At 73.8% G+C, this 25,504-nt stretch carries 27 protein-coding genes and 1 tRNA gene; 12 read left to right on the forward strand and 16 right to left on the reverse strand.

All coding sequences use genetic code 11. The features are described 5' to 3' along the window. Positions 1-35: 35 nt before the first annotated feature. A complete protein-coding gene (locus ACFVNO_RS27655) occupies positions 36-200 on the reverse strand; it encodes a hypothetical protein (protein WP_355268373.1) in 165 nt (54 codons plus the stop codon). 638 nt (positions 201-838) lie between these two features. Here ACFVNO_RS27655 and ACFVNO_RS27660 point away from each other — a divergent pair. From ACFVNO_RS27660 to ACFVNO_RS27670, 3 genes are all read left to right on the forward strand, one after another. Then, positions 839-1,372, forward strand: a complete 534-nt coding sequence (locus tag ACFVNO_RS27660; RefSeq protein WP_355268370.1) for a hypothetical protein — start codon at positions 839-841, stop codon at positions 1,370-1,372. 2 nt (positions 1,373-1,374) lie between these two features. Further along, a complete protein-coding gene (locus ACFVNO_RS27665; RefSeq protein ID WP_378896923.1) occupies positions 1,375-2,028 on the forward strand; it encodes a hypothetical protein in 654 nt (217 codons plus the stop codon). Between the two features lie 718 nt (positions 2,029-2,746). Further along, positions 2,747-3,532: a hypothetical protein gene (locus tag ACFVNO_RS27670; protein WP_378896926.1), complete on the forward strand. Its 786-nt coding sequence runs from the start codon at positions 2,747-2,749 to the stop codon at positions 3,530-3,532. A 9-nt stretch (positions 3,533-3,541) separates the two neighbouring features. On the opposite strand, the gene ACFVNO_RS27675 is transcribed toward ACFVNO_RS27670, so the two are convergent. Further along, positions 3,542-4,816, reverse strand: a complete 1,275-nt coding sequence (locus ACFVNO_RS27675; protein ID WP_378896997.1) for a hypothetical protein — start codon at positions 4,814-4,816, stop codon at positions 3,542-3,544. Positions 4,817-4,982: 166 nt separating this feature from the next. On the opposite strand from ACFVNO_RS27675, the gene ACFVNO_RS27680 reads away from it, so the two are divergent. After that, entirely contained in the window at positions 4,983-5,468 is a 486-nt protein-coding gene (locus ACFVNO_RS27680; protein ID WP_355268354.1) for an NUDIX hydrolase, read from the forward strand. A gap of 58 nt (positions 5,469-5,526) precedes the next feature. Here ACFVNO_RS27680 and ACFVNO_RS27685 read toward each other — a convergent pair whose 3' ends face one another. Next, positions 5,527-7,161: a serine hydrolase domain-containing protein gene (locus ACFVNO_RS27685; protein ID WP_378896929.1), complete on the reverse strand. Its 1,635-nt coding sequence runs from the start codon at positions 7,159-7,161 to the stop codon at positions 5,527-5,529. Positions 7,162-7,544: 383 nt separating this feature from the next. On the opposite strand from ACFVNO_RS27685, the gene ACFVNO_RS27690 reads away from it, so the two are divergent. Together ACFVNO_RS27690 and ACFVNO_RS27695 are read left to right on the forward strand one after the other, a co-directional pair. Continuing rightward, on the forward strand, positions 7,545-7,943 hold the full coding sequence (locus ACFVNO_RS27690; RefSeq protein ID WP_220564102.1) for a hypothetical protein: 399 nt from the start codon (positions 7,545-7,547) through the stop codon (positions 7,941-7,943). A gap of 88 nt (positions 7,944-8,031) precedes the next feature. Continuing rightward, positions 8,032-8,841 (forward strand): DUF2786 domain-containing protein, encoded by an 810-nt coding sequence (locus ACFVNO_RS27695; protein ID WP_355268508.1) that lies wholly within the window; start codon positions 8,032-8,034, stop codon positions 8,839-8,841. A gap of 277 nt (positions 8,842-9,118) precedes the next feature. On the opposite strand, the gene dnaN is transcribed toward ACFVNO_RS27695, so the two are convergent. Both dnaN and ACFVNO_RS27705 read right to left on the reverse strand, forming a co-directional pair. After that, complete coding sequence (gene dnaN, locus ACFVNO_RS27700) at positions 9,119-10,264, reverse strand: DNA polymerase III subunit beta (protein WP_355268348.1); 1,146 nt, start codon at positions 10,262-10,264, stop codon at positions 9,119-9,121. A 137-nt stretch (positions 10,265-10,401) separates the two neighbouring features. Further along, entirely contained in the window at positions 10,402-10,860 is a 459-nt protein-coding gene (locus tag ACFVNO_RS27705; RefSeq protein WP_220565431.1) for a DUF4442 domain-containing protein, read from the reverse strand. Positions 10,861-10,991: 131 nt separating this feature from the next. On the opposite strand from ACFVNO_RS27705, the gene ACFVNO_RS27710 reads away from it, so the two are divergent. The 3 genes from ACFVNO_RS27710 (at position 10,992) to ACFVNO_RS27720 (ending at position 12,109) form a co-directional block, all read left to right on the forward strand. Continuing rightward, positions 10,992-11,080: transfer RNA gene (locus ACFVNO_RS27710), tRNA-Ser, on the forward strand. Positions 11,081-11,216: 136 nt separating this feature from the next. Beyond that, positions 11,217-11,648 carry a DUF6892 domain-containing protein gene (locus ACFVNO_RS27715; protein ID WP_378896934.1) on the forward strand — a complete coding sequence of 144 codons (432 nt, stop codon included), beginning with the start codon at positions 11,217-11,219 and terminating at the stop codon, positions 11,646-11,648. A gap of 86 nt (positions 11,649-11,734) precedes the next feature. After that, on the forward strand, positions 11,735-12,109 hold the full coding sequence (locus ACFVNO_RS27720; protein ID WP_378896937.1) for a VOC family protein: 375 nt from the start codon (positions 11,735-11,737) through the stop codon (positions 12,107-12,109). Between the two features lie 81 nt (positions 12,110-12,190). Here ACFVNO_RS27720 and ACFVNO_RS27725 read toward each other — a convergent pair whose 3' ends face one another. From ACFVNO_RS27725 to ACFVNO_RS27735, 3 genes are all read right to left on the reverse strand, one after another. After that, positions 12,191-13,114, reverse strand: coding sequence for a universal stress protein (locus ACFVNO_RS27725; RefSeq protein WP_355268342.1), 924 nt, complete (start codon positions 13,112-13,114; stop codon positions 12,191-12,193). A gap of 73 nt (positions 13,115-13,187) precedes the next feature. Next, positions 13,188-14,105 (reverse strand): universal stress protein, encoded by a 918-nt coding sequence (locus ACFVNO_RS27730; RefSeq protein WP_355268339.1) that lies wholly within the window; start codon positions 14,103-14,105, stop codon positions 13,188-13,190. A 60-nt stretch (positions 14,106-14,165) separates the two neighbouring features. Beyond that, entirely contained in the window at positions 14,166-15,818 is a 1,653-nt protein-coding gene (locus tag ACFVNO_RS27735) for a MinD/ParA family protein (RefSeq protein WP_378896942.1), read from the reverse strand. A gap of 188 nt (positions 15,819-16,006) precedes the next feature. On the opposite strand from ACFVNO_RS27735, the gene ACFVNO_RS27740 reads away from it, so the two are divergent. Both ACFVNO_RS27740 and ACFVNO_RS27745 read left to right on the forward strand, forming a co-directional pair. Continuing rightward, entirely contained in the window at positions 16,007-16,981 is a 975-nt protein-coding gene (locus ACFVNO_RS27740; RefSeq protein WP_378896945.1) for an NAD(P)H-quinone oxidoreductase, read from the forward strand. Between the two features lie 34 nt (positions 16,982-17,015). Further along, positions 17,016-17,555, forward strand: a complete 540-nt coding sequence (locus ACFVNO_RS27745; RefSeq protein WP_355268330.1) for a bacterial proteasome activator family protein — start codon at positions 17,016-17,018, stop codon at positions 17,553-17,555. An 86-nt stretch (positions 17,556-17,641) separates the two neighbouring features. On the opposite strand, the gene serS is transcribed toward ACFVNO_RS27745, so the two are convergent. Continuing rightward, entirely contained in the window at positions 17,642-18,907 is a 1,266-nt protein-coding gene (gene serS, locus ACFVNO_RS27750; protein WP_378896950.1) for a serine--tRNA ligase, read from the reverse strand. Between the two features lie 137 nt (positions 18,908-19,044). Here serS and ACFVNO_RS27755 point away from each other — a divergent pair, with 137 nt between their 5' ends. After that, complete coding sequence (locus ACFVNO_RS27755; RefSeq protein ID WP_355268517.1) at positions 19,045-19,200, forward strand: hypothetical protein; 156 nt, start codon at positions 19,045-19,047, stop codon at positions 19,198-19,200. A 25-nt stretch (positions 19,201-19,225) separates the two neighbouring features. Here the strand turns inward: ACFVNO_RS27755 and pheA are convergent, their stop codons facing one another. The 7 genes from pheA to ACFVNO_RS27790 all read right to left on the reverse strand — a co-directional run bounded on the left by pheA (position 19,226) and on the right by ACFVNO_RS27790 (position 25,413). Further along, positions 19,226-20,173, reverse strand: a complete 948-nt coding sequence (gene pheA, locus ACFVNO_RS27760) for a prephenate dehydratase (RefSeq protein ID WP_220564093.1) — start codon at positions 20,171-20,173, stop codon at positions 19,226-19,228. A 37-nt stretch (positions 20,174-20,210) separates the two neighbouring features. Continuing rightward, positions 20,211-20,855 carry a DUF4446 family protein gene (locus ACFVNO_RS27765; protein WP_378896955.1) on the reverse strand — a complete coding sequence of 215 codons (645 nt, stop codon included), beginning with the start codon at positions 20,853-20,855 and terminating at the stop codon, positions 20,211-20,213. Between the two features lie 69 nt (positions 20,856-20,924). Further along, a complete protein-coding gene (locus ACFVNO_RS27770; protein ID WP_355268318.1) occupies positions 20,925-21,713 on the reverse strand; it encodes a glycosyltransferase in 789 nt (262 codons plus the stop codon). An 11-nt stretch (positions 21,714-21,724) separates the two neighbouring features. After that, complete coding sequence (locus ACFVNO_RS27775) at positions 21,725-22,081, reverse strand: STAS domain-containing protein (protein ID WP_355268315.1); 357 nt, start codon at positions 22,079-22,081, stop codon at positions 21,725-21,727. A gap of 121 nt (positions 22,082-22,202) precedes the next feature. Beyond that, positions 22,203-22,835 carry an ATP-binding protein gene (locus tag ACFVNO_RS27780; RefSeq protein WP_378896959.1) on the reverse strand — a complete coding sequence of 211 codons (633 nt, stop codon included), beginning with the start codon at positions 22,833-22,835 and terminating at the stop codon, positions 22,203-22,205. A gap of 123 nt (positions 22,836-22,958) precedes the next feature. Further along, positions 22,959-25,007, reverse strand: a complete 2,049-nt coding sequence (locus ACFVNO_RS27785; protein ID WP_355268309.1) for an ATP-binding protein — start codon at positions 25,005-25,007, stop codon at positions 22,959-22,961. Positions 25,008-25,083: 76 nt separating this feature from the next. Further along, a complete protein-coding gene (locus ACFVNO_RS27790) occupies positions 25,084-25,413 on the reverse strand; it encodes a rhodanese-like domain-containing protein (protein ID WP_220564088.1) in 330 nt (109 codons plus the stop codon). Positions 25,414-25,504 lie beyond the last annotated feature (91 nt).

Raw genomic sequence — 25,504 nt, forward strand, 5'->3', positions numbered from 1 at the left:
GATACTCGGAGTGACCTTTTGGCTACACCGGGCTGTTACTTCTCCTCGGCGGGCTTCTCCTCGGCGGGCACGCCCTCCTCCGGGTGCTCGGCGGGCACCGGCTTCACCGGCTCCGGCTCGGGCTCCCGGTAGGGCTGCATCTTGGCCTCGGGCATCGCGTCGGCCACGATCTCCTCGAAGCGGTCATCGAGAGTCAGCATCTGGGGGACTCGCACTCCTCGTCTCACCGCACTCGTGTAGAGCCGCAAGGTGGCCCTACGTCGCCTGCGAACCATCACGGACTTCACCGCCCTTCTGGGCGGACGGGCCACCCGTGGCGGACTCCGCCTCAGGGAACGCCACGGGTGGCATGTGTCCAACGAACGACGATCCGGTCGGGAGGTTCGCGAGCCGTCCTCTCGCGGCGACCGGTCGTGCCGAACGCCTTCGACACTAGAGAGATCCTCTTCCAGGCCGCTTTCAGTCCACTTACAGCCCTGAAAGGGGCCGGAGCCGGGGGCTCGGGAAACGACGCAGTGTGGAATGGACGTGCACCCGGGGTGACACATTCGCCTTTTCCGATACCCGGGCGGACACCGGGCAAACAGGAATCCGGTCGCCATTCACGGCCCTGTTTCCCCCCTCCCCCACGGGGTTCGGGCCCGGTGGGCGGGGTGCCCCGTGCCGTCCCCCGTGCGGGGAGTGGACCCAGGTGACGGTGTGACCTCTTCCGGCCGTTTACGGCGAGTCAGGAGGGTTTGCGCCTACACTGCGGCGCGTGGCCCATCACGCCCATCTGGACGAAACCCCCGGTCGCCCCAACCCCCTCCTCCCCGGCGACCGTGTTCAGCGTGCCGCGGTGATCTCCGTCGGGGCCGCCGTCGTGGCGGTCGCCGTGCTGGGCCTGTACCTGTTCGGCGGACTCGACGCGGCCACTCCCACCCCGGAGCCGCCCGGCACCCGGCTGCGCAACGTGCTGTACGAGATCACCCCCCACGAGGCGGCGCCGGCCTCCGACGAGGTGGAGGGCGCCGTCGTCCAGGTCCTCGTGGACGTGGAGCTGCACGGCTCCGACCTGCCGGTGCCGATGTTCGACATCGGCTCGACCATGGACGTGCGGCTGTTCCCCGGCGACCACCGGGTGAAGCACCCCGACCTGACCCTGACCCGCTACCCCCAGGGCGTCACCACCCGGCTGCAGCCGCACATGCGCGAGGAGGCCCTGCTCAGCTGGCCCCTGCCCGACGGCGTCTCCCCCGACGAGGTGGACACGGTCCGGATCACGGTGCGCCAGGCGGAGAAGCTCGTCACGACGGGCGGCGGCGGGTTCTTCTGGACCCCGATCGCCGGCTCCAGCGTCGGAACGGTCGACCTGCCGATCGGGGAGGGCTGACCGTGCCCCCGCAGTCCCGTCCCGGCTTCGGGCGCCGCGCCCTGAACCTCGTGCTGTGCCTCGGCCTGATCGCCGCGATCTTCTTCGTCCAGCGCTTCATCGTCACCAACGACGCGCTGGTGGACCCCGTCGCGACCGCGGGGGCACAGGGGTCGGTGGTGTCCAGCCGCGCGTTCGAGGCCGAGGTGACCGGGGTGGACGTCACCTCCGAGATCGAGGTGACCGGCAGCGTCGTCGGCGACGCCGAGAAGATCCCCGCCAACGGCGTGTGGGTGGTCGTGTGGGCGCGGGTGACCGCCCTGGAGGACACGATGCACGGGGTCTCGGCGGAACTGCGGATGGCCGACGGCGTGGTGTACGAGGAGCGGGGCTGGTTCTGGGCGTCGCTGGACCGGGGGTCCTTCTCCCCCGCGATCCCGCAGCGGGGCGCGTTCGTGTTCGAGGTGCCCCCGGACCGCCTGGACGGGCCGACGCTGGTGCTCACGCACCGGCCCGGGTACGAGGAGCGGCTGTCCTCGCGGGTGGAGGTCGCCCTGGACGGGGTCGACGCCGAACCGGGCCCCGAAGCGGTGGTGCTGACCGGGCCCGAGATCGACATGTCCGGGGACGGCCCGGGCGGAGACGACGCAGGGGAGGCCGCGGATGCGTCCGAATGAGCCCGGAGACCCCCGGGACCCCCGCGGGTCCGACAGGCCCGGCGGGCCCCGGCGCGGCGACGCGCCGCGGGAGGGCGGGCCGCCGGCGTCGCCGTACCGTGTGCCCGGACCGCCGTCCGGCCCGACCCCGGCGGGCCGGGCCGACGGATACGGCCGCTACCCCGGGGAGCCTCCCGGAACGCCGGAGCAGCGGATCCCCCGGCGCCCCGTGCGTCAGCGGCCGGGGCCGGTGGACCGGTCCGCGGGCTCCGAGGGGTTCGGCGGCGCACCGGGGCGGCCGCCCCAGGACCCGCGCGACCCCGTGAACGGCGGGGCGTACCGGCGGCAGGACCCGCAGCAGGGGCCCCGGCAGGGTCCGCGCCCGGGCCGCCGCCGGGCTCCGGGGCCCCCGGACGGGCCCGGGCCCGGAACTCAGCCGGGCGGGGGACAGCCGCCGCAGGACGCTCGGGCGGGACGCCGCCGGGCGCCGCAGGGGCCCGGGGCCGACGGGTATCCGGGAGGCGGGCCGCCCGCCGAGCCGCGGCAGGGGCCGCAGGCCGGACGGCGCAGGGCGCCGGGTCCGCCGGACGCGCCGGCTCCCTCGCCCCGTCCCGCCGGAGGGCACCCTCCTCAGGAACCGCGCGGCGGGCACCGCCGGGCACCGCGGCGTCCCGGGGACGGGACGCCCGCCGAGGCGTACCCGCCGGGCCCGCCCGGCCGCCGGACTCCCCCGGGGCCCGTGGACGGCGCGCGGCCCCCGGTCGGCGGGCCCCCGCCCCGGGGTCCCGTCGGCGGGCCGTTCGACGGCCCCCGCCCCGGACCGTTCCGGGGCCCGGAGGCGTTCGCGGGGGCGCACGGCGGGCCCCCGGGCGCCTTCGGCGAGCCCGACCCCCCGCCCACCGGGGCCAGGGGCAAGGCCGTCCGGCACGCCCGGCCGCTGTGGAAGCGCCTGCACCTGCCCTACGCGGCGGTGCTGGTGCTGCTGTTCCCGGTCATGCTGGTCTGGCCCTACACGACCGAGGTGCGCGACGGGACCGAGGCCGGGCTGATCCCGCCCGAGCCGAGGCCCGTGAACGTCGGCGACACCGCGGACCTCGCGGGCAGCCGGTGGCGGGTCACCGGGTACATCACCGGGTTCCTGGGCGGCTCCGAGCCGCCGCCCGAGGGGCTGGAGATCCTCGACGTCGGCTTCCGCGTCACCCCCGGTGACGCTGAGGCCGCCGAACTGCTGCGGAACAGCTGCGCGTTCCGCGCCGTGGACGGGCGGGGCCGCTCCTGGGAGCGCACGCACCTGTTCTCCATGCGCGACTTCGGCGAGGAGGCGGGCGACGGGGCCTACGGCTGCACCACGGGCGAGGGCGAGACCATCGCCCCCGGTCAGGAGCAGTCCATCATCCTGTCGTTCCTGGTGCCCGAGGACGTGGTCGGGGACCTCCGCTACGAGGTCACCGTCGACACCTCGGCGGACCCCGAACGACCCCGGCCCGACGCCCTGGTCTTCGAGGCCGAGGAGCTGGAGGAGTAGCCGGACGGGTCAGCCGGCGTGGCGGGAGCCGCCGGAGGGGGCGTGCGTCGCCACCCGGCGCACCCGGCGGCCGACGCTGTCCTCCTCCGCCTTGCGCAGCGCGACCTCGAAGGCCGCCGCCAGCAGGCACACCCGCAGCAGCATGTGCAGGGAGCCGATCACGAAGTCGATCGGCTGGAGCAGCGGCCACCACTCGGCGTGCAGCGGTCCGGGGCCCGCCAGGACGAACACCAGCCGGTGCAGCTGTGTGAACGCGACCTCCAGCAGCACGAAGCACAGGGAGTACGACAGGTAGAACACCGGGCCCACGCGCAGGACGAAGCGCAGCGCGTGCAGGCAGGGGTAGATCTGCTCCTTGAGGTCATTGCGAACGAACCGGTCGAGGAAGCGGCCGGTGCCGGCCAGCCGGTTGACCGCCCGGTCCAGGCCGTTGCGGACGCGGTGCTCCTCGAAGACGCTGTCATGGTCGTCGACCTGGGCGCGGTAGACGACCGCGGCGATCGTCAGCCACAGCAGCGGGCCCACGAACCCCGTCGAGACCGCCTTCCACGCCTTGGCCCACCACACCGGGATGCGGGCGTAGAGCTCGGGCTGGCCGACCAGGGCGCCGGCCCCGTTCAACAGGTCCTTGGCCCCGGTCTGCATCTCCACCCAGAAGACCCGGCCGGTCACCCAGGCCTCCGCCTGGGTGATCGCCATGCCCAGGGAGAACAGGAACATGAACACCCACACGCCCTCGAACAGGGCGGTGAGCATGCCCAGGAGGGCGCTGTGCCCCTTGCGGTAGAAGTGCGAGCAGAGCTTGCGCAGCAGCCACGCGGAGACGGCGACGATGAGCGGCAGCCCGTACCAGGGCACGTTGACGGGCGCCTGGAACGCCTCCAGGCCGCCGGTGTTGAGCAGGGCGATGCTGTACATGTCGTACTGCTCGCGGATCAGGCCCCAGGCGGCGTAGAACAGCAGGAACGGCAGGATCGCCAGGGCGACCCCGTCCACCACGCGGCGCTCGCGTTCGACGAACCCGCGCTGCCGGTCCTCCCGGACCACCTCCGAGCGCAGCTCGGAGTCGATCACGGGCAGCCCCGGGCGCAGCAGCTGGAACATGATCACGAACGTCACGAGGGTGACCAGCAGGGTCAGGCCCAGGCCCGTCAGGGAGAGCGTCTGCTCGACGTCGGACAGGCGCACCAGGCCGCGCATCAGCACCGCGTGCACGAGCATGCCGACGGTGTGGACGCACAGGAGGGGGACCCAGTAGCGTGCGGCCAGGCCGAGCGCGTACACGGGCAACAGGGCTGCGGAAGTCGTCGAGCGGGCCATCGGTTCTCAGAAGGGTAGAGGGTAGGGAACGGAGGGACCGCGACGAGGTGCGGCTTTCCGTGTCCGGCCCCCGGTCGCGGACGGTGGTCGGCGCGCGGGGGCGGGACGCGTGGGAATTCAGGAGGGCTTGATGGAGGACGGCGACGGCAACGGCTGGGTGCACCTGCCGGACGGGTCCAGGCGCTGGGGAGTCTACGGTGCCGCGGGGCTGTTGTTGTACGGAACCGACATGGCCGGAACCGGACACGTGCTGCTCCAGCACCGGGCCGAGTGGACGCACATGGGCGGCATGTGGGGGATCCCCGGCGGTGCGCGCAACCGGGACGAGACACCGCTGGAGGCCGCGGTGCGGGAGTTCCGCGAGGAGATCTCCGGCGACCTGGGCGGGTACACGGTGGTGGGAACGCACGAGCACGACCTGGCGGTGTGGCGGTACGACACGTTCCTGTTGAGCGTGCCGGAGCTGGCCCCCTTCTCCCCCGCCAACTCGGAGAGCATCGAGGTCCGGTGGGTCCCGGTGACGGCGGCGGAGGCGCTGCCGCTGCTGCCCGCGTTCCGGACGGCGTGGCCGGCCCTGGTGGCGGACCTGCAGAGGTCGGTGGAGACGGCGGGCTGACGCCGGCGGCGCCGGGCCCCGCGCGGGGATTCCGGGCCGGGGGTTTCCGAGGCCGTCCTCAGCCGTCGGTGCGCACGCCCGCGGCCGACGACCGTTCCGGGTCCCCGGGTCGGCCCGGCCCCGCCGGCGCGGCGAGGCGCGCGAGCCGGGCCGCGAGCACCGCGCAGCAGCCCAGGGAGCACACGACCAGCGCCGCCCAGAACGCGGGGAACAGGTAGGGCGGCTGGAACCAGGCCATGTCGCGCCCCTGGTACAGCCATCCGAGCACCTCGTGCAGGGTCACGGCCGAGACCGGCGGCAGGGCGTACGGCAGCAGGCGCGCCGCCGTCGCCCACCGCGCCCGGCCCGAGCGCGCGAGCGCCCATCCGCCCGCCCTGCGCACCCCGCGGACGCTGAGCGGGACGGTCGCGGCGGCCAGGAGGAGCAGGACCGCGTCGGTCCGCGCCGCCCACGCCCCCTCGGCCCCGGGCCGCTCCGGGGCCGCGCCGGAGTCCACGAGTTCGACGAGCGCGTCGGCCAGCCCGCTCGCCCCCGCGCCGGAGGTGCCGGTGTTGGCCATGACGGCGATGCCGTGCCCGCTGTCGGGCAGCAGGGCCTGGTGGGAGGTGGCGGTCATGATCTGCCCGCTGTGCTCCACGACCCGCGCGCCCGACGCGGTCCGCCCCAGCGACCACCCCAGCGCGTAGGAGCCGGACGCCTCGGAGGGGGTGTGCAGCGCCTCGAAGCCCTCGGGGGACAGCAGGCCCGTCTCCGCCCCGTCCGGCCCGCGGCCCCCTTCCGTGTGGGCGGTGAGCCAGGCCCCCATGTCCTCGGCGGTGCTGACGACCCCGCCGGAGCCGTTCCCGAACCCGGGCGGCTCGTCCGCGGGCAGGGCCAGGCCGAGCACGACGATGTGGCCCCGGGCGCCGGCGGGCAGGTCCAGGTCCGTGTCGATCGTCGTGGTGGCGTCCATGCCGAGCGGGGCGAACACCTCCTCCCTCAGGTGGTCGGCGAAGGGCCGACCGCCGACCACCTCGACCAGCCGGGCGGCGACCTGGTAGTTCGGGTTGTGGTACTCCCAGCGGGTGCCGGGCTCGGCCGCCAGGCGGGCGCCGCGCAGGTCGGCCACCGACTCGCGCAGGGTGAGGGTCTCCCGGCCCCGGCTGTAGGAGGCGAACTCGGCGTCGGACATGCCGGAGGTCTGGTCGAGCAGCTGGCGCACGGTGATCCGCTCCGCGCGGGGGTCGGCCATCGTGAACTCGGGCAGGTGCTCGCGCACCGGGTCGTCCAGGTCCAGTTCCCCCGCTTCGGCCAGTCGGAGGACCGCCAGCGCGGTGAACGACTTGCTGACCGACGCCATGGCCATGGGCGTGCCGCCGGTGACCGGGGCGCCGTCCGGGGTGGTGCCGTAACCGCCGACGTGCACGATGTCCGTACCGTGGGTCAGCACCACCGCCGCCCCGGGCAGGCCGGTCGCCTCCCGGTAGTCCTCCACCAGGGCGTCGACGGCCTCCGGAGAAGGGGTGGCCGGGCCCGCCCCGGCGGGGGGAGGCGGGGCGGAGGCGACCGCCGCGGCCGCCGAGGGGGCCGCGGACAGGAGCAGCAGCGCACAGGCCCCGAGCAGCGCCGACGCGCCGCGGAGGGCGCGGGCGGGGCCGCCCCGGTGGGCCGGGCGGACGGGGTGGGCGGGGCGGGCGGGCGCGGGGAGGGTCATACGGAGAACGCTAGGCACCCGGCGCGCTCCCGCCCATGGTGCGCTCCACCCGGTCCTGCTGGGGTACTCCTCAGGGTGTGCGGTCCGGACCGCGGCGGGAGACCGTCCGGCGGACGGGGCCCGTAGGAGACGGCGGGCGGCCGGCGCGAAGGCGGACCGGCGGTGCCGTGCCGGGCCGGGCACTCCCGGGGCCGGCCGTTCGTTGACCGTTCGTGGTCCGCGCTCTCCCGGACATCCACAGGCCGCACCCGCGGGGTGCGGCCGCGGACACTCCGGGGTAAGTCAGGGATGTGCCCTGATGTGCGCGCGGACCGGGGCAATGCATGCTGGTGGAGACGGCCCGTCCGGAGCGGTCGTCACGCGAACGGACTGGAGCGGTGGACATGACGCTGGAGCGCGGTAACGCATTCACTCCCGTCGCCTCGGCGACGATGATCTGGCCCTGGACGACGTCTGTGCTGGGCGGCGCCGCTGGCGGCGCCCTCTTCTTCCTGCTCAACCTGGGCGGCGGGCTGCTCCCCGCCGTCATGTCGGGCCTGGGCGCGGCCGTGATCTTCTTCTCCCTCGTCGGCGGCGTCGGCGGCGTGATCAGCAAGAAGTCCGACCGGCGCGGCCGCCGCTACGCGGCCAACTACCCCTTCCGCTACGCGGCCGTGCCGGCCGTCGTGGGCGGTGTGGGCTACGGGATCCTCTCCCTGAGCCTGTTCGGCGGCCTGTTCGCCGCCCTGGCGATCTGGGCGACGGTCGGCGTGATCGCGATGGTACTCGGCGACAAGAAGTAGGCTCGGTGTTTTCCGCCCAGTCGCGGAAGAAGGAGAACACACCTACGGGAGCAACCGGGCGCCGATGACTGAAGCAGCTCGTCAGAAGATGGTCGAGCGGGTCCGAGGGCTCCTCCGCATGGCGGAGGACCCCTCGGTCACCGATGCCGAGAGCCAGGCGTTCACCGCCAAGGCCGCCGAGCTGATGACCCGCCATGCGATCGCGGAGGCCGAGGCCCGCGCGGAGCGGGGCGAGGAACCCGACGCGATCGGGCGCATGGACTACACGGTGTCCGGGGTGGGCGGCCACGGCAAGGCCCGGGTCCGGGCGCTGGCCGACATCGCCGCCGCCTACGGGTGCCAGTCGGCGGTCCGGGGCAACTCCTCGGAGAACACCGACCGGATCCTCATCCTGGTGGGGACCGCGAGCGCGCTGGACGCGCTGCGCATGCTCATGCCGTCGATCTCCATGCAGATGGAGTCGTCGGCGAAGTTCATGAGCTCGGGGCACGTGGCCGACATCCGGGAGCTGCGCAACTACACGCGGTCCGAGCTGGAGACCGAGCGCAAGCGGTACTACCGGTCGTTCGTGCGGGCCTACGGGCAGGCGGTGGCCGAGCGCATCCGCGAGTTCCGGCGCCGGCTGCAGGAGATGTCGCGCCCGACCGGCGCGGGCGGCGGTTCCGCCGAGGGCGGGGCGGCGCCCTCCCGGGGTGCGGAGCTGGTGCTGCGCGCCGATGTGCACCGGGTCCAGGAGGAGTTCCAGAAGCAGTTCCCGCAGCTGCGCAAGCACCGGCCCGAACGGACGCACAGCGCGGCCGGGGCCAGGGCGGGGTACCAGCGGGGACGGCAGGCGCAGCTCGGCCTGGAGACGTCCGTAACCGGTGGGGGTTCGTCCACTCTGCCCGCTGGTGAGTGACAGAACCCGATCCAACCGGATCAAGTGAATTGCCCCGTTTTGTACGTTTTCCGACCTCAAAAAGAGGCCGATCCCGCGAAGTTTTCCACAGGCTGTGCACAGAATCGCCGCCGAAGTCGTTCTTGCACGTCAAAGCGGAAATGCGAGAGCACATCAGGGGCGATTCGGGTCCTCCCGGGACCGATCACCCCGGGTTATCCACAGGCTGGGCGCCACCCTGTGGAAAACCTTGTGGATAACTCGGCGGCAAGCTGTGGATAAGGCCCGAATCCCCTGATCAGGACACCCGCAACGGCTGTACCAGATACCGGAAGGACGGGGCCTCGCCCTCCTTCGCCGGGACATCGGTGAACACGGCGGGTTTCGTCGGCTCCGTGAAGTTCAGGTGGGCGGAGTCGGTCGCGATCGCCGACAGGCCGTCCATCAGGTAGTCGGGGCGGAACGCCACCCGCAGCGGGTCGCCCTGGTAGTCCACGGCGATCGCCTCCACCGCCTGGGCGTCCTCGCCCGAGCCCGCCTCCAGCGTCACCTCGCCCTCGGTGAACACCAGCCGCAGCGGGGTGTGCCGGTCGGCCACCAGCGCCACCCGCTTCACCGCCTCCGTCAGCGGCGCCACCGCCACCTCGGCCCGCGAGGAGAACTCCGCGGGGAACCAGGAGGCGTACTTGACGAAGTCGCTGTCGATCAGCCGGGTGGTGCTGCGCCGGTCCCCGTTCTCGAAGCCGATCGCGCCCTCCCCCGGCGCCAGGCCGCCGGCCCCGCCCGGCGACAGCGCGACCTCCACGTTGGAGCCGCCGATGACGCCCCGCACCATGTCGTGCAGGGTGCGCGCGGGCACCAGCGCGGAGGTGTCGACCGCCGGGTCCTGCGGCTTCCACCACAGGTCGCGGACCGCGATGCGGTAGCGGTCGGTCGCCACCACGCTCAGCGTGTCGCCGGTGAAGTCGAGGTAGGCGCCGGTCAGCATCGGCAGCGTGTCGTCGCGGCTCGCCGCGGGGGTGACCTGGCGGACCGCCTCGGCGAAGGTGTCCGCGGGCACCGAGCCGATGCGCTCGGGCATGCCGGGCAGGGTGGGGTAGTCCTCCAGCGGCATGGTGATGAGGGTGAACCGGGCGGCGCCGCCGCTGATCCGCACCTTGGCTCCGTCGGTGTCGATGTGCACCGAGCCGCCGGGCAGGTTGCGCACGATCTCGGCGAGCAGCCGGCCGGGGACCAGCACCGCGCCGGCCTCCTCCGCCAGCACCTCGACCGAGGAGCGGGCCGAGACCTCGTAGTCGAACCCGGACAGGTGCAGGGCGGAACCGCCGTCGGGGACCTCCAGGCGCATCCCGGCCAGCACCGGCACCGCCGGGCGGTTCGGCAGGGCGCGCGCCGTCCAGGCGACGGCCTCGGCGAACGCGTCGCGGTCCACACGGAGTTTCACGATCTCTGCCTCCTCGTCGGCGTGGTCAGGGTCAACCTACCCAGCGGTGCCGACAAATCGACGGGCCCCGGGCGGCCCCGCGGAACGGGGTGCGACCAGGGCCGATCGTGTTCAGGATGTGGCTGTGGGGGCGGGTGTCACCGGCGGTTCGGCTTCAGGGTCCAGGTGATGGTCATCTTGCCGGTGACGGTGCCGTCGGCCATGCGAATCTCGACGTCGATGGGGAACTCGGGGCGCTGACCGCCGTCGAGCTCGGCGACGACCTCGTCCCGCGGACGGCCCAGCACGGCCTCGGCGGTCATGTCACCGGTGGCCATCTTGAGGAAGTGGATCTCGGCCTTGGTGGGCAGCGGCAGCGCGCGATCCATGGTGTCGCCGAAGGTGCCGATGATGATGGCGCCCGAGGCGGACTCGGCCAGGGTGAACATCGCCCCGGCGTGCGCGCCGCCGATGTGGTTGTGGTGCTCGGGCCTGTCCGGCAGGTTCATCACCGCCCGGCCGAAGTCGAGGGACTCGAACGACAGGCCGAGCGTGCGGGCGAAGGGCACCGCGGCCAGGAAACCGGACTTGACCATCTCCGCCGTCTCGGCGTTCATGTTTGCCATGCCCCGAATGTTACTCGCGAGTAACCGAAATGCGCCACCCACCGCCCGGCGACTTCCCCGGCCCGCGCGTACCGGCGGGGCATGTCGGCTACGATGACTCGCGGAGACCCGCGGGGTCACCGGGAGGGTTCGCATAGCGGCCGAGTGCAGTGCTCTTGAAAAGCACCAAGTCCTTGACGGGGCTTCGTGGGTTCAAATCCCACACCCTCCGCGGTGGCGAAGGGCCGCCCGCTCGACGAGCGGGCGGCCCTTCGTGTTCGGCGGGGCCGGGAGCCGGGTGCGCGGACCGGCGGCGTCCGGCCGGGCGGGGCGGCGGGGGCGTCGGGGGGACCGGCTAGGGTCGCGCCATGACCAGGTTCAAGGACTTCAACTTCAAGCTCGCCGTCGTCGAGCAGCTCATGTACACCGACGAGGTGCTGACGCCCGCCTACAGCCTCGCCGCCGTCCTCGAGGAGCAGGGCCTGGGCGCCGACCCCTGGGACTGGGCGTACAACAACGGCCTCGCCTACAAGGTCGTCCCGCAGTCACGGGAGTTCTTCGAGCGGTTGGAGATCAGTGACGAGCTCCTCGCCGGCGTGGAGGAGCTGTGCCTGGACGGCGGAAACCAGGTCTACCAGGAGTGCGCCCCCGTCTGGGACGGTGAGGACGACCTGTTCGCCATCGCCTCGCTGGAGGACCTCGACCTGCTGCCGAATCTCAAGCGCGTGGAGTTCGCCGAGGCTCTCAACGAGGAGCTGCAGGAGGTCCTGCGGGCCCGCGGGATCGAGATCGACGACTGAGGCCGGACCCCGGCGGCGGGCGCCCGGTCCCCGGCCGCGCCGCGGAAAGGGCTTGGCCCCCGAGGGGGCCGTGAAAGGCTGCCGTCATGATCGGACGGCTGCACACATTCGTCTACGACTGCCCCGACCCCGAGAGGCTGGCGGGGTTCTACTCGGAGCTGCTGGGGCGGCCCGTCACCCTGCGGGACGAGGGGTGGGTGGTCATCGGCGACCGGGAGCAGTGGCCGGTGCTCGCGTTCCAGGCGGTGGAGGGGCTCAAGGAGCCCCGGTGGCCGGATCCGGAGCGGCCGCAGCAGGCCCACATGGACATCTGGGTGGAGGACATCGACACGGCGGAGCAGCGGGTGCTGGAGATGGGCGCGACGCTGCTGCGCACCGAGGAGAACGGGACCGGCGTGTGGTTCCGGGTGTACTCGGACCCCGCCGGGCACCCCTTCTGCCTGGAGTACGAGGCCCGGTAGCGCCGGAGACACGGGGCTCGGAGCGCCGGCCGCCGCGCGGAAGCGGCGGCCCCGGCGGGGCGTTCCCGCCGGGGCGTGCGCTCAGTCCTCGTCGGCGTGCCTGGGGAGCACGATCACCGGGATCTCGGAGTGGTGGAGCACCCCCTGGCTGACCGAGCCCAGGAGCAGGCCCCGGACGGTGCCGCGGCCGCGCGAGCCGACGACGATCGCGTCCGCGCCCTCGGCGGCCTCCAGGATGGCGTTCACGGGCCCGTTCTGGGTGCGCACCACGGTGACGTCGATGTTCACGTCGTCGCGCTGCTCGTCGATGGCCTCCGCGAGCAGTTCGGCGACCAGCTCCTCGGACTGCTTCTCGAACAGGTCCTCCTGGGGCTGGTAGCCCGCCGCGGTCATCGCCACCGGGTCGTACGGGTAGGGCACCTCCCAGCTGTGCACCACGACCAGTTCGCCCTCGGTCTCGGCGGTCAGGGCGACCGCCAGGCCCAGGGCGCGGCGGCCGTTGCGGGACCCGTCGACGCCGACCACGATCCGCTTCAGCCCCGTGGTCGCGGGCCCGCCCCCCTGCGAGGGCACCACCACGACCGGGCAGGGCGCCTGGGCGGCCACCCGGATGCTCACGGAGCCGACGAACATCGACTTGACGGTGCCCATCCCCCGGGTTCCCACCACCAGGAGGTCGTGCCGGTGGCTCTGGCGCAGCAGAGCCAGCGGCGCCTCCTCCAGGGCGGTGACGGTCTCGGTGCGCACGTCCGGCCGCCCCTCGGCCACGTGCGCCACCGCGTCCTGGAGCACCTCGGTGGCCTGCCCCTGGATCTCCTCGGTCGGTTCGAACCGGGCGGGGCCGCCGTACGCGGACACGATCAGCGGCATGCCCAGGGCGTGCACGATCCGCAGCGGCACCCCCCGGCGGTCCGCCTCGGCCGCGGCCCACTCCAGGGCGGCCTGCCCGTTGTCCGATCCGTCGATGCCCACCACCACGCGCGGTGTGCGGTCCTCGTTCACCATGTGACAACCCCCTCTAGGCACCCATCATCACCGAGTACACCCCATGGGCCCCGGAACGGCACAGGGCGCAAGGTCACCGGTTCGGGGGACGTCCGTCGGCCCCGTCCGAACCCGGGGGCAGGACGGCCACCGGGATCCCCGCGTCGTGGAGCACCCCCTGGCTGACCGAGCCCAGGACCAGGCCGCGCACTCCGCCGCGGCCGCGCGAGCCGACGACGACCATGTCGGCGTCCGCGCCCGCGTCGAGCAGCGCCCGGACCGGGTCGGCCCGCACGCGCACGGCGCTGATGTCGAGGTGTCCGGTGCGCTCGTCCACGACGTCGGCGAGCACCCCGTCGACGACCTCATCCGGCCGCCGGTCGGGCGCCTCGTCGCCGGTCGCCGCGTCGGCGGCGGGCGCGTCCTCCCCCAGCGCGTGGACCAGGACCACGGAGGCGTCGGTGGCCAGCGCCTCCTCCAGGGCGAAGCGCAGGGCCCGCCGCGAGGACGGCGAGCCGTCCACCCCGACCACGACGCGTCCGCGGTACCCGCGGGGCTCGGCGTCGGGGACGACCACGACCGGGCAGGGCGCGTGCGCGGAGGTGCGCACGCCGATGGAGCCGAGCATGATGGCGCGCACCGAGCCGAGCCCCCGCGACCCGACCGCGATGACGTCGCCGCGGCGGGCCTCCTCCAACAGGACGGCCGGGGCGTCCGCGACCGCCAGGACGGTGATCACCTCGACGTCGGGGCGGGCGCGGCGGGCGTACTCGGCGCTCTCGGTGAGCAGCTCGTGCGCCGAGGCGCGCGCCTCGCCCGCCGACCCGCGCCCCGCGGTCCCTCGGCCCACGGCGGCGGCGCCGACGACCGCCTCCGGGCCCAGCCCGTGCACGATGCGCAGCTGGACCCGGCGCCGCGCGGCCGCCCCGACCGCCCACGCCAGTGCGGCACGGGCGCCGGACGTGCCGTCCACTCCCACGACCACCGCCGGCGGACGCTTCCGTTCGCTCATCCTTCGACCCCCCTCTTCCCGGTTCATTGTCGGTAAGGGGGGCCGTCAATCCTCGGACCGTCACCCGTGGCGGGCGAATCCCTCCCCGACGGTGGCGGCGAGCCGCAGGTAGGCGTCGCGGGTGGCGGGTGCGAGCCGGTCGAGGTCCACCTCGGCGCCCTCCTCCAGGTGGCCGTCCCAGGGGACGCGGACCACGGCGCGGCAGCGGGCGGCGAAGTGGCCTTCGAGGCGGTCGAGGTCCACGCTGCTCTTGCTGTCGGAGCGCACCATGGACAGTACGACGGTCGCGTCGCGCACCAGCCCCTCGTGGCCGTGCGCCTCCAGCCAGTCGAGGGTGGCGCTGGCGCTGCGCGCCCCGTCCACGGACGCGGAGCTCACCAGGACGACCTGGTCGGCCAGGCCCAGGACGCCGCGCATGGCGGCGTGCAGCAGCCCGGTCCCGCAGTCGGTGATGCAGATGGAGTAGAAGTGCTCGACGATCCGGGCCACCTCCCGGTAGTCCTCGTCGCCGAACGCCTCGGACACGGCCGGGTCGCGGTCGGAGGCGAGGATCTCCAGGCGGCTGGGCGCCTGGGAGGTGAACCCGCGGATGTCGGCGTAGCGGGACACGAGGTGGCGCTCGTTGAGGAGGTCGCGGATGGTCGCCGCGGTCTCCAGGCGCACCTTGTCGGAGAGGGTCCCCCGGTCGGGGTTGGCGTCCACGGCCAGCACCCGGTCGCCGCGCAGGGAGGCCAGGGTGGCACCGAGGGCGACCGTGGTGGTGGTCTTGCCGACCCCGCCCTTGAGGCTGAGGACGGCGACCCGGTGGTGGCCGGTGGCGACGGGGGTGCAGGCGCGGGCGATGAGTTCGCGCCGGCGCAGCACCTTGGGCGACTCGCCGGGGTTGATGAGCCCCAGGGTGGCGGTGTGCACGGCGCGCCGCCACCCGCCGCTGGGACCCTGGTGCCGGTTGCGGACCAGGGTGGCGGCGTTGAGGGAGTCGGAGGTCTGCCGCTCCCCGGTCATCCCCGGCACCGGCGGGGTCGGCGGCACCCCGGGCAGCGGGGACGCCTGCGCCGCAGGCCCCGGGACGGCCGGGGGCTGCGGGACCCCGGTCCCGGTGAAGGGGGACGCGGCGACGGGGGGAGCGGCGGCCGGGTCCCGGCCCTCCGCGGGCCCCGCGGGCCCCGCCTGCGGCGCCGGCGGAGCGGGCGGCTCCGGGTCCGCGGCGCCCGCCTCCAGCGGCGGCAGCTGTTCGGGTTCGGGGACGTCGGCGTCGCGGCGCAGGTCGCGCGGGGCCAGCGGGTCGGCCCCGCCGTCCGGACCGGGGTGCGCGGGCCGTCGCAGCGGGCGGGCCGGACGCTCGCGTATGCGCGGCATCAGCCGGACGGTGTCGGACCGCACCTCGTCCTCGCCGTCGTCGTCATCGTCGTCCGCCGCAGCCGCCCCGAAGGCCCCGTCCGCCCCGGTGGCCCCGTCCGCCTCTACGGGAGGGGGCGGCGCCGGGGCCATCGGGGTCTCCAGCGGGATCGGGGCCGCGTAGGGCGGCGGAGGCGGCGCGTCGCCGCCGAACCACTGCTCGCGCGGCGAGGGCGCGGCGGGCCTGCGCGAGGCGATCTCGGTGACGGGGGCCCCGGCCTCGTCGGGCCCGTCCTCCGCACGCCGCCACGGGGACACCTCCGACTCCTCGGACACCGAGCCTGCGTCCGTCCCGTTCTGATCCTGGTGTGACACCGGAGTTCTCCTGCGTGAAGGGGGTGTACTGCGGAGGGAGAGGGGTACCCCGCCGGGGAGCGGGGGTCGCTCCCTGGGTTCACTCTTACCCGCCGCGGCCCGCCGAAGCATCCCCCATCCCTTCTCGAACACGATCCACTTCCGGCCACCGCCGGGAACCGGCCGCCGCAGCGGATACGGTCGTTCCCATGCACGCGATCCTTATCACCGAACCGGGCGGACCCGAGGTCCTGGCCTGGTCCCAGGTCCCCGATCCCGTCCCAGGCGACGGGGAGGTCCTCGTCGACGTGGCCGCCACCGCGGTCAACCGCGCCGACGTCGCCCAACGGCAGGGCACCTACCCGCCGCCGCCGGGGGCGTCCGAATACCCGGGGCTGGAGTGCTCCGGAACCATCCTGGAACTGGGCCCGGGCACCGAGGGCTCCGGCTGGGCGGTGGGCGACCGGGTGTGCGCCCTGCTGTCCGGCGGCGGCTACGCCGAGAAGGTGGCCGTGCCGGTCGGCCAGCTGCTCCCGATCCCCGCGGGTGTGGGCCTGGTCGAGGCCGCGGCCCTGCCCGAGGTCGCCTGCACGGTGTGGTCGAACCTGGTCATGGTGGGCGGTCTGCGCAGCGGCGAGACCGTGCTCCTGCACGGCGGCGGCAGCGGCATCGGCACGTTCGCGATCCAGTTCGCCCGTGCCCTGGGGGCCCGGGTGGCCGTCACCGCGGGCAGCCCGGAGAAGCTGGCGGCCTGCCGGGAGCTGGGCGCGGAGATCACCATCGACCACCGCACCGAGGACTTCGCCGCCCGGATGCGCGAGGCCGGGGGCGCCGACCTGATCCTCGACATCATCGGCGGCTCCTACCTCGACGCCAACCTGCGCTCCCTGACCACAGGCGGCCGCCTCGTGATCATCGGGCTGATGGGCGGCCGCTCCGGCGAGGCCGACCTGGGCCGCATGCTCGCCAAGCGCCTCTCCCTGCACGCCACGACCCTGCGCTCGCGCCCCAGGGACGAGAAGTCGGCCATCGTCGCGGGAGTACTGGAGCAGGTATGGCCGTTGGTAGAACAAGGAGCCATCCGCCCCGTCGTGGACCGCGTCCTACCGATGCGGAACGCGGCGGAGGCGCACGACGTCATGGAATCGAGCGCGCACACCGGCAAGATCCTGCTCACCCGCTGACGGGCGCGGTCGACGACATTCGGTAAGGGGACACATGAGCAATACGGACGATCCGAACGAGCAGCCCAAGGTCCTGGTCATGGGCGCGAACCCGCACGCGGACGACGACGGGAACGAGGAGCCCCGCACGCTCGCGGACATGGTGGAGCAGCCCGCCAAGGTGATGCGGATCGGCAGCATGATCCGCCAGCTCCTGGAGGAGGTCAAGGCGGCGCCCCTCGACGAGGCCAGCCGCACCCGCCTCAAGGAGATCCACACGTCCTCCATCAAGGAGCTGGAGGACGGCCTGGCGCCGGAGCTGATCGAGGAGCTGGACCGCCTCACCCTGCCGTTCGCGGACGGCAGCGCCCCCAGCGAGGCCGAGCTGCGCATCGCGCAGGCCCAGCTGGTGGGCTGGCTGGAGGGCCTGTTCCACGGGATCCAGACCACCCTGTTCGCCCAGCAGATGGCGGCCCGCGCCCAGCTGGAGAACATGCGCAAGGCCCTGCCCCCGGGCGTCGCGGGCCTGCAGGCCGAGCAGGGCCAGGGCCGGGCGCCGGGCCGCGAGGACGGCAGCTCCGGGCTCTACCTGTAGGGACCCCTCCGGGGAACGCCCCGCACACGCGAGGAGCCCGCCCCCTCATCCTCGGGGACGGGCTCCTCGTGTGCTCCGCGGACGGCCTACTTCCCGACCGGCTCCAGGACGTCGCGGCCCAGGAAGGGGCGCAGCGCCTCGGGGACCACGACCGAGCCGTCCTCCTGCTGGTGGTTCTCCAGGATGGCGACGATCCACCGGGTGGTGGCGAGCGTGCCGTTGAGGGTGGCGGCGAAGCGCGGCTTGCCGTCCTCGTCCCGGAACCGCACGTTGAGGCGGCGGGCCTGGAACTCGGTGCAGTTCGAGGTGGAGGTCAGCTCGCGGTAGGTCCCCTGGGTCGGGACCCACGCCTCGCAGTCGTACTTGCGGGCGGCGCTGGTGCCCAGGTCGCCGGCGGCGATGTCCACGACCCGGTAGGGCAGTTCCAGCTTGTCGAGCATCTCCCGCTCCCAGGCGAGCAGCCGCTTGTGCTCCTCGTGGGCGTTGTCGGGGTGGGTGTAGACGAACATCTCCACCTTGTTGAACTGGTGCACCCGGATGATGCCGCGGGTGTCCTTGCCGTAGGAGCCCGCCTCCCGGCGGAAGCACGGCGACCAGCCGATGTACCGGTTGGGCAGGGCGTCGGCGGGCAGGATCTCCCCGGCGTGGTACCCGGCCAGCGGCACCTCGGAGGTGCCCACCAGGTAGAGGTCGTCGGCGGGCAGCCGGTACACCTCGTCGGCGTGGGCCCCCAGGAAGCCGGTGCCCTCCATGGTCTCGGGCTTGACCAGGACGGGCGGGATCATCGGGACGAACCCGGCCGCGACGGCCTGGTTCATGGCCATGTTCAGCAGCGCCAGCTCCAGCTGGGCGCCGACCCCGGTGAGGAAGTAGAAGCGCGCCCCGGACACCTTGGCGCCGCGCTCCATGTCGATGGCGCCGAGCTTCTCGCCCAGCTCCAGGTGGTCGCGCGGGGTGAAGTCGAACGTGCGCGGGGTGCCGACGGTCTCCAGCACCCGGAAGTCGTCGACACCGCCCTCGGGGGCACCCTCCTCGACGAGGTTGGGCACCGCGGCCACGGCCCGGTCGAGTTCGGCGGCGAGGCGGTCGGCCTCGGCCTCGGCGGCCTTGACCTCGGCGGCCAGCCCCTTGGCACGGGCCAGCAGCGCCTCGCGCTCCTCGGGGGACGCCTTGGAGACCGACTTGCCCACGCTCTTCTGCTCGGCCCGCAGGGTCTCGAACCGGGTGAGCGCGGAGCGCCGCTCGGAGTCCAGTTCGAGCAGCCGGTCGGCGACGGAGGGGTCCTCCCCGCGTGCGCGCTGCGAGGCGCGGAGTCGTTCGGGGTCTTCTCGGAGAGCGCGAAGGTCGATCACGTCTTGCAGATTACCGTTCGGTCCGGCCCCCGCCGACATCTTTTCCGGGTTCGCGTCATGAACGCGGTGTCACCACGTCCTCACGATGAGACATCACCGGTTCCGGGGAGGGGACGGCAGTGAAACCGTTGAGCGAGATGACCACCGAGGAACTGAGCGCCGCGCTGGAGGCGCTCGACACCGAGCGGCCGCGCGACACCGCGCTGCGGCTGGCGCTCTACCTGGAGCTGCGCCGGGCCGCGGCGGAGGAGTGGGTGTTCGAGGCCGAGGGCGGCGACGTCCTGGACGACTGAACCCGGGTGGCCCTCCGGGGGGAGGTCAGTCGACGCCGCCGGAGCGGATCCGCGCCAGCCACCGCTCCGACTCGGCGTAGTCGGCCTCGGTGGCGGGTCGGGGGCGCAGCGGCGGGTCGAGCTCGGTGGCCCGCCCGCTGCGCGGGTAGCTGCCCAGGAAGCGGACGTCGCGGCAGACCCGGCGCAGCCCCATCAGGGCCTCGCCGACGCGCGCGTCGGCCACGTGCCCCTCCGCGTCGATACAGAAGCAGTAGCTGCCCAGCCCGTCGCCGGTGGGACGCGACTCCAGCCGGGTGAGGTTGACCCCGCGCACCGCGAACTGGGTGAGGACCTCGATGAGCGCGCCCGGGTGGTCGTCGGCGATGAACGCGACCACCGACGTCAGATCGGCGCCGGTCGGCGCGGTCGGGCGGCCCGGCCGGGACAGGTAGATGAACCGGGTGGCGGCGTCGGCGCGGTCGCCCACCCCGGTGGCCAGGGCGTGCAGCCCGTAGCGCTCACCGGCGATGACGGCGCAGATGGCGGCGTCGTAGGGCGCGCCGGGCTCGGAGACGCTGCGGGCGGCGGCGGCCGTGGACGAGACGGTGTGCGTCTCGGCGTCGGGCAGGTGCCGCGCCAGCCAGCCCCGGCACTGGGCCAGGGCGTGCGGGTGGGTGGCCACCGTCTTGACGTCGTGCAGCGTGACGCCGGGCCGCGCGAACAGCGCGAACTCCACCGGGACCGCGGTCTCTCCGCTGATGACCAGGGGCTCGCCGTTGATGAGCTCGGCGATGGTGGAGGTGACGCCGCCCTCGACCGAGTTCTCCAGGGGCACGACGCCGCCCTCGACCGCGCCGGAGCGGACGGCGTCGAAGACCGCGGCGACCCCCTCGCAGGGGACGCGCGCGGCGGCGGGCGCGTCGGGGCGCAGGGCCCGCAGCGCGGCCTCGGTGAAGGTGCCCTCGGGGCCGAGGTAGGCGTAACGGTTGGGCATGGTGTTCAGGCTATACGCACGCGGGACGGCGGGGCGGTCACTCGGGGCCGCTGCGCGGCGCGGGAGCCCTGCGCAGGCCCGTGCGGGGCTGCGGGTCGGTGTCGTCGGCGTCGATGTCGGGCACCGCGACGATGTCCCTCTTCTCCCCGGCCGGCTCGGCGTCCCCCTTCTCCACGGCCTCCCCGCCGGGCTCCGGGGCCTCGGGGTCGGGGACGACGGTGACCGGGTCCTCGGCGTCCTCGGCGACCACCGGGCCGGAGACCCGCGGGGCGGGCACGGTCGTGCCGATGCCCTCGCCCAGCCGGGCGGCCCGCACGACGCGGTACTCCTCCGGGCTGAGCAGGGTCTCGGACTCGCCGCGCACCACGGCCTTGGCGTAGGTGCGCGACTCGGTCCGGCCGTTGATGGAGGTGACGACCACTCCGTCGCCGTCGCCGTTGAGCAGGGCGAGGGAGAAGGAGCGCGCCCCGGACATCTCCTCCAGGGCGTCGTAGTGGAGCACCGCCATATCGCGCACGGCGAGCGGGTCGGTGCCGCCGACCTGTGCGGAGGCGGCGGCGCGTTGGGCGAGCACACGGGTGTCGGCATCGATGGCGCGGGCCCTGGCCAGCGCGTACCCGCCCAGGGCGAGTCCGCCCAGACCCGTGAGCACGCCCGCGACGGCCAGGATCATGGTGAACATTCTGTGAGCGTATCGCCACCGAGAGCGCCAGCGGTGTCACTATCGGCGATTTCGCGGAGAAAGGGTCTCCTATCCCCGCCTGCCACGGCCTCCGGACAGGACACGCCGTACGGCGGGTCGCACCCGGCGGGCGGCCAGCGCCCGCAGCACGTCGACGAACTGGTGCGCCCGGTGCAGCTGGGCGCGCAGGTCGGTGCCGGTGGCCCGGTGCTCCAGGGGCACCTCGACCTCGATCACCCGCAGCCCGGCGCGCAGCACGTCGATGGTCAGCCCGGTCTCCACCCCGAACCCCGGGGCGAGCGGCCGGGCCGCCTCGAACGCGGCGCGGGTGATGCAGCGCTGTCCGTTGAGCGGCTGCTCGGGCTCCCACCCGGTCGCCCGGCGCACGCCGCCGCGGGCCAGGCGCACCACGAACCCGTGGCCGCCCAGGCGCAGCCGGGTGGCGGGGAACAGCGCGATGGCCATGTCGGCCTTGCCCTCGACGACCGGCTCCACCAACGGTGCCGCCCCGGCGGCGGACGCCTCCAGGTCGGCGTCGAGGAAGAGCAGGTGCCGGGGCGGGCGGATCCCGTCGGCGCCCTCCTCGTGCTCCTCGATGAGCCGGACGCCCTCGGCCCCGGTCTCCATCGCCGCGCCCTTGCCCCGGTTGCGGTTGTGCCGGAGCACCCGGGCGCCGGCCTCCAGGGCCACCTCCGAGGTGCGGTCCGTGGACCCGTCGTCGACCACGACGACCAGGTCCACCCCGGGCAGCGCCCGGACGGCGGCCACGGTGCGCCCGACGCGGGCCTCCTCGTCCTTGGCCGCGATCACCACGGCGACCCCCGCCGCTCCGGGTCCGCCGACTTCGCCCCGTGTCACCGCGGTCCGGCCTACGGGGCTGTTCCGGTCCCCGCGGCCACCGGCAGTGCGTCGGTGTCGGGGTGGATGACGAAGACCTCGTGCAGGCCGGTGACCTCCAGGACCTTCATGACGGCCGGCTTGGGGGCCACCAGCTCCAGGTCGCCGCCCTTGTCGCGGGAGCGCTTCATCGCCGAGAGCAGGACGCTGATGCCGGTCGAGTCGCAGAACTCGGTCGACGACATGTCGATGACCAGCCTCCGGGCCCCCTCGTCGAGGGCCGTGATGAGCTCGTCGCGCAATCGGGGTGCCGTGTACAGGTCGATCTCGCCTCCGACGGTTACCACCGCGAGGTCATCTTGAGATCGGCTCGATATCTTCAACTCCACAGTCGTGACTGTAGCGGCCAGGTCCTGGCCGGGCCACCTCGTTGACGGTGTTTCGCGACATCGGTCACGTTCCCTCCCGGCGCCCCGGCAGCGGGCCGTGCGGGCGGCGGGTTCAGAGCGGTCAGAGCAGGGCGCCGCGGGCGCGTCCCCCGTCGTGGACCGTGAAGGGCAGCGACACCACGGGGCCGCCGGCGCGCGGGTCCCGGGCCCGGCCGGTCGTCCCGGCGGCCGGTGCGGCGGTGCCGGCCTCGGCGCCCGCCTCCCGTCCGGCGCGGCCGACGTCCTCGGCGGGCAGGTCCAGGACGGCCCAGACCGTGGTGGTGGTCGCGTCCATCTCGGTGCCCCAGCGCCCGGCCAGGTGCTGGACGATCCCCAGTCCGCGCCCGCCCAGGCCGGCGGTGCCCGGGTCGGCGACCCGGGGCATGGTGGTGGAGCCGCCGTCGCGGACGGAGATCTCCAGCCAGCCGCCGGGGCCGGAGGCGTCCGTCTCGGCCCGCCAGGCGACGCCGACGCTGTTGGCCGGGTTGGCGGGGGTGGGCAGGGGGCTGGCGTGGCGCAGCGCGTTGCTGACCAGTTCGCTGATGATGAGGGCGGCGTCGTCGATGCATTCCTCGGCGACGCCCAGGGAGCGCAGGTCGTCACCCAGCCGGCGGCGCGCGTCCATGACGGTGGTGGGGACGTAGGGGAGGATGACGTGCCGTTCGACCTTGGTGGGGTGCTCCCCCGGGTCGAACGGGGTGTGATCTCCTGACACGGCTTTCGTCCCTGCGCGTTCGTGCTCTGGTGCGGTCCGGAACCCGCCCGTTGTGTGACGGCGAATTCCGCCAGGGGTGGAAATGCCCCGATCACCTCGAACGGAAACCAACGCCCCGGTGAATCACACGGGTCGGCCGGCCTTGGGGCGCGTGGATCGCTGACGTGGAAGGGGTTCGGGGCCGGTTGAGATTTTCGGCGACTCCTGGGGCGCGGGTGGCCCCTGGGGCGCCTCCCGTCCGGTCACGCCGACCCGGACCGCCGCCACCCCGGGCGGTTCGACGACCGCGCCGTCGTCGCCGTCCCCGAGGGGGCCGGGGCCCTCGCCCCGGTGCAGCGGCAGGGTGAAGCACATGCGGGTGCCGCGCTCCAGCCTGCGCGCCGTGACGTCCCCGCCCTGGTCCTGGGCGAGTTTCCGCACGATGTACAGCCCCAGTCCCAGGCCGCCGAAACGCCGCCGGTCGCCGCGCACCCCGCCCTGGAAGAACCGGTCGAACACCCGCTCCTCGTCTCCCGGGCGCAGGCCGGGGCCGTCGTCGTCCACGGAGACCGCGACGGCGTCGCCCTCCACCGCCACCGCGACGTGCACCGTGCCGCCCTCGGGGGAGAACTTGATGGAGTTGTCCAGCAGCTGGTCCATGATGATGCCGGTGGCCAGCGGGTCGGCGAACACGGTGGGCAGGCCCTCGGGCGCGCTCAGCACCACGTCGTGCCGGTCCGACAGGGACCGGAACGTCATCACGGCCTGGCGCAGCACGCGGGGCAGCTCGAACGGGACCGGGTTGACGTCCAGCTCGCCCCGGGAGGCGTCGGAGCCGAGGCTGAGCCGCTCCACCAGCAGGGTCAGCGCCGTGGACCGGTCCACGATGTTGCCCACCGCCTCGCGCTGGGCCTCCGAGCTCATCCGCGACCACTTGCGGATCAGCGTGGTGGCGAAGCCGTGGATCGCGGTGATGGGGGTGCGCAGCTCGTGGCCGGTGGTGGCGAGGAACGCCTCGCGCTCGTCCTCCATGGCCTTCTGCGCCGTGATGTCGCGGAAGTCCACCACCCACTCGTGGGTGCGGGGGATGCGGGCCATGAGGATCTCCAGCCAGCGCCCGTCCTTGAGCCGGTGCTTGATGGGGCGGCCGTGGCAGGCGGGGATCGGGAACGGCGGGTGGCGGCCCTCCACCACCTCGGCCGGGTAGCCGGTCAGCTCGACGGCGGAGCGGTTCCACTTGCGGACCCGGCCTCCGAAGTCCAGCACGGCGATGCCGTCGGCGCTGGAGTCGGCCACCGCCTGCTCGTGGACCCGCTGGTGGTTGAGCTCCTCGTAGGCCATGGCGTTGCCGATGGCCACCCCGGCGTGGGCGGCCAGCAGTTCCAGCAGTTCGAGCTCGACGTGGCCGACCCGGCGCTGGCTGTAGAGCGCGTACAGGCCGCCGTAGGGGCGGCCGTGCACGTTGGAGGCGCACAGGGCGATGGTGTGCAGTCCCGGCAGGTCGGCCCAGACCAGGTCCTGTAGGCCGCGGGTGTCCTCGTTGGCGAGCAGCACCGACTTGCCGCTGCGCAGCAGCTCGCCGAACAGGCTGGTCTCCAGCGGGGCGCTGTAACCCTGGAGCTCGTCGGAGAGCCGGGTGATGCTCACCAGCTCCACCCGGTCCTCGTTGAGCAGCACGAAGCCGCCGGCATCGGCCCCGGTGAGCTCGGTGATGGCGCTGGAGATGCGGTCGAGCACCGATTGCAGGCTCAGGTCGGCGTTGATGTCGACGACCACGTCGGTGAGGCGGCGCACCAGGCGGGCGCGCTCCATGGCGGCGGTGTGCGCCTGCGCCTCGTTGTCCGTGGGGTAGAGGGTGAGCACCCAGCCGGCGTGCCCGCCGTCGTCGGCGGGCAGCGCGGCGGTGCTGATCCGCACGTCGATCGGGGTGCCGTCGTTGCGCACGCGACGGCTGTGAATGGTGAGGGAGGGGCCGGCGCGCACCTGTTCGAGCACCGCGCCGTGTTCGGCCTTCAGCTCCGCGGGGACGATCGGCAGCGCGCCCCCGAGCACCTCGCGGGCCCGCCAGCCGAACAGTCGCTCGGCCGCCGGGTTCCACAGGAACACCCGGAGTTCGCTGTCGAGACCGACCACCGCGTCCGCCGACGAGGCCAGCACGGCTTCGGCGCTGAGGGGCGCGCGCTCGGAACTCACGACGTCATAGTGCCACCCGAGGGCCCCGCGGGGCAGGGCTTTGGGCAATCCGATCGCTTTCCGGCCCCGATGCGACTCAGATCACCCTCGGTTCGGCGTCGGAGCCGGCCTCCATGTCCAGTCCGGCGCGCTCCCAGGACTGCATGCCGCCGGCGACGTTGACCGTGTTCCAGCCCGCGTTGTTGAGCGCGGCCACGGCCTGGGCCGAGCGGCCGCCCGCGCGGCAGACCACGTACACCTTGCGGTCCTGCGGGATCTCGCCGGCCCGGGTGTTGAGCAGGCCGAGCGGGATGTGCACGGCGGTGGGCGCGTGGCCCGCCTCCCACTCGTCGTTCTCGCGTACGTCGAGCAGGTAGCCGTCCTCGGGCACCTCGGTGACGCCGACCTCGGGCACGTTGCCGAACATCCATGACCTCCATCAGATCCGTCCGCTCCGGAGATCCTCCGGAGATTTCTCCCGGGGGGAGGGAACCGTGTGTGACGCGGCGGCGTCCAAG

The sequence above is a fragment of the Nocardiopsis sp. NPDC057823 genome, from assembly GCF_042797335.1.
Lineage (GTDB): Bacteria > Actinomycetota > Actinomycetes > Streptosporangiales > Streptosporangiaceae > Nocardiopsis > Nocardiopsis changdeensis.

What these genes read in the sequence shown, in the direction of transcription:
- ACFVNO_RS27755 (WP_355268517.1), top strand. Translation starts at nt 19,045, where the DNA reads ATGACCACCGAGGAACTGAGCGCCGCGCTGGAGGCGCTCGACACCGAG.
- ACFVNO_RS27695 (WP_355268508.1), top strand. Translation starts at nt 8,032, where the DNA reads ATGGTCGAGCGGGTCCGAGGGCTCCTCCGCATGGCGGAGGACCCCTCG.
- pheA (WP_220564093.1), bottom strand. Translation starts at nt 20,173, where the DNA reads ATGCCCAACCGTTACGCCTACCTCGGCCCCGAGGGCACCTTCACCGAG.
- ACFVNO_RS27680 (WP_355268354.1), top strand. Translation starts at nt 4,983, where the DNA reads ATGGAGGACGGCGACGGCAACGGCTGGGTGCACCTGCCGGACGGGTCC.
- ACFVNO_RS27655 (WP_355268373.1), bottom strand. Translation starts at nt 200, where the DNA reads ATGCTGACTCTCGATGACCGCTTCGAGGAGATCGTGGCCGACGCGATG.
- ACFVNO_RS27705 (WP_220565431.1), bottom strand. Translation starts at nt 10,860, where the DNA reads ATGAACGCCGAGACGGCGGAGATGGTCAAGTCCGGTTTCCTGGCCGCG.
- ACFVNO_RS27685 (WP_378896929.1), bottom strand. Translation starts at nt 7,161, where the DNA reads ATGACCCTCCCCGCGCCCGCCCGCCCCGCCCACCCCGTCCGCCCGGCC.
- ACFVNO_RS27720 (WP_378896937.1), top strand. Translation starts at nt 11,735, where the DNA reads ATGATCGGACGGCTGCACACATTCGTCTACGACTGCCCCGACCCCGAG.
- ACFVNO_RS27715 (WP_378896934.1), top strand. Translation starts at nt 11,217, where the DNA reads ATGACCAGGTTCAAGGACTTCAACTTCAAGCTCGCCGTCGTCGAGCAG.
- ACFVNO_RS27690 (WP_220564102.1), top strand. Translation starts at nt 7,545, where the DNA reads ATGACGCTGGAGCGCGGTAACGCATTCACTCCCGTCGCCTCGGCGACG.
- ACFVNO_RS27745 (WP_355268330.1), top strand. Translation starts at nt 17,016, where the DNA reads ATGAGCAATACGGACGATCCGAACGAGCAGCCCAAGGTCCTGGTCATG.
- ACFVNO_RS27730 (WP_355268339.1), bottom strand. Translation starts at nt 14,105, where the DNA reads ATGAGCGAACGGAAGCGTCCGCCGGCGGTGGTCGTGGGAGTGGACGGC.
- ACFVNO_RS27765 (WP_378896955.1), bottom strand. Translation starts at nt 20,855, where the DNA reads ATGTTCACCATGATCCTGGCCGTCGCGGGCGTGCTCACGGGTCTGGGC.
- ACFVNO_RS27725 (WP_355268342.1), bottom strand. Translation starts at nt 13,114, where the DNA reads ATGGTGAACGAGGACCGCACACCGCGCGTGGTGGTGGGCATCGACGGA.
- ACFVNO_RS27740 (WP_378896945.1), top strand. Translation starts at nt 16,007, where the DNA reads ATGCACGCGATCCTTATCACCGAACCGGGCGGACCCGAGGTCCTGGCC.
- ACFVNO_RS27790 (WP_220564088.1), bottom strand. Translation starts at nt 25,413, where the DNA reads ATGTTCGGCAACGTGCCCGAGGTCGGCGTCACCGAGGTGCCCGAGGAC.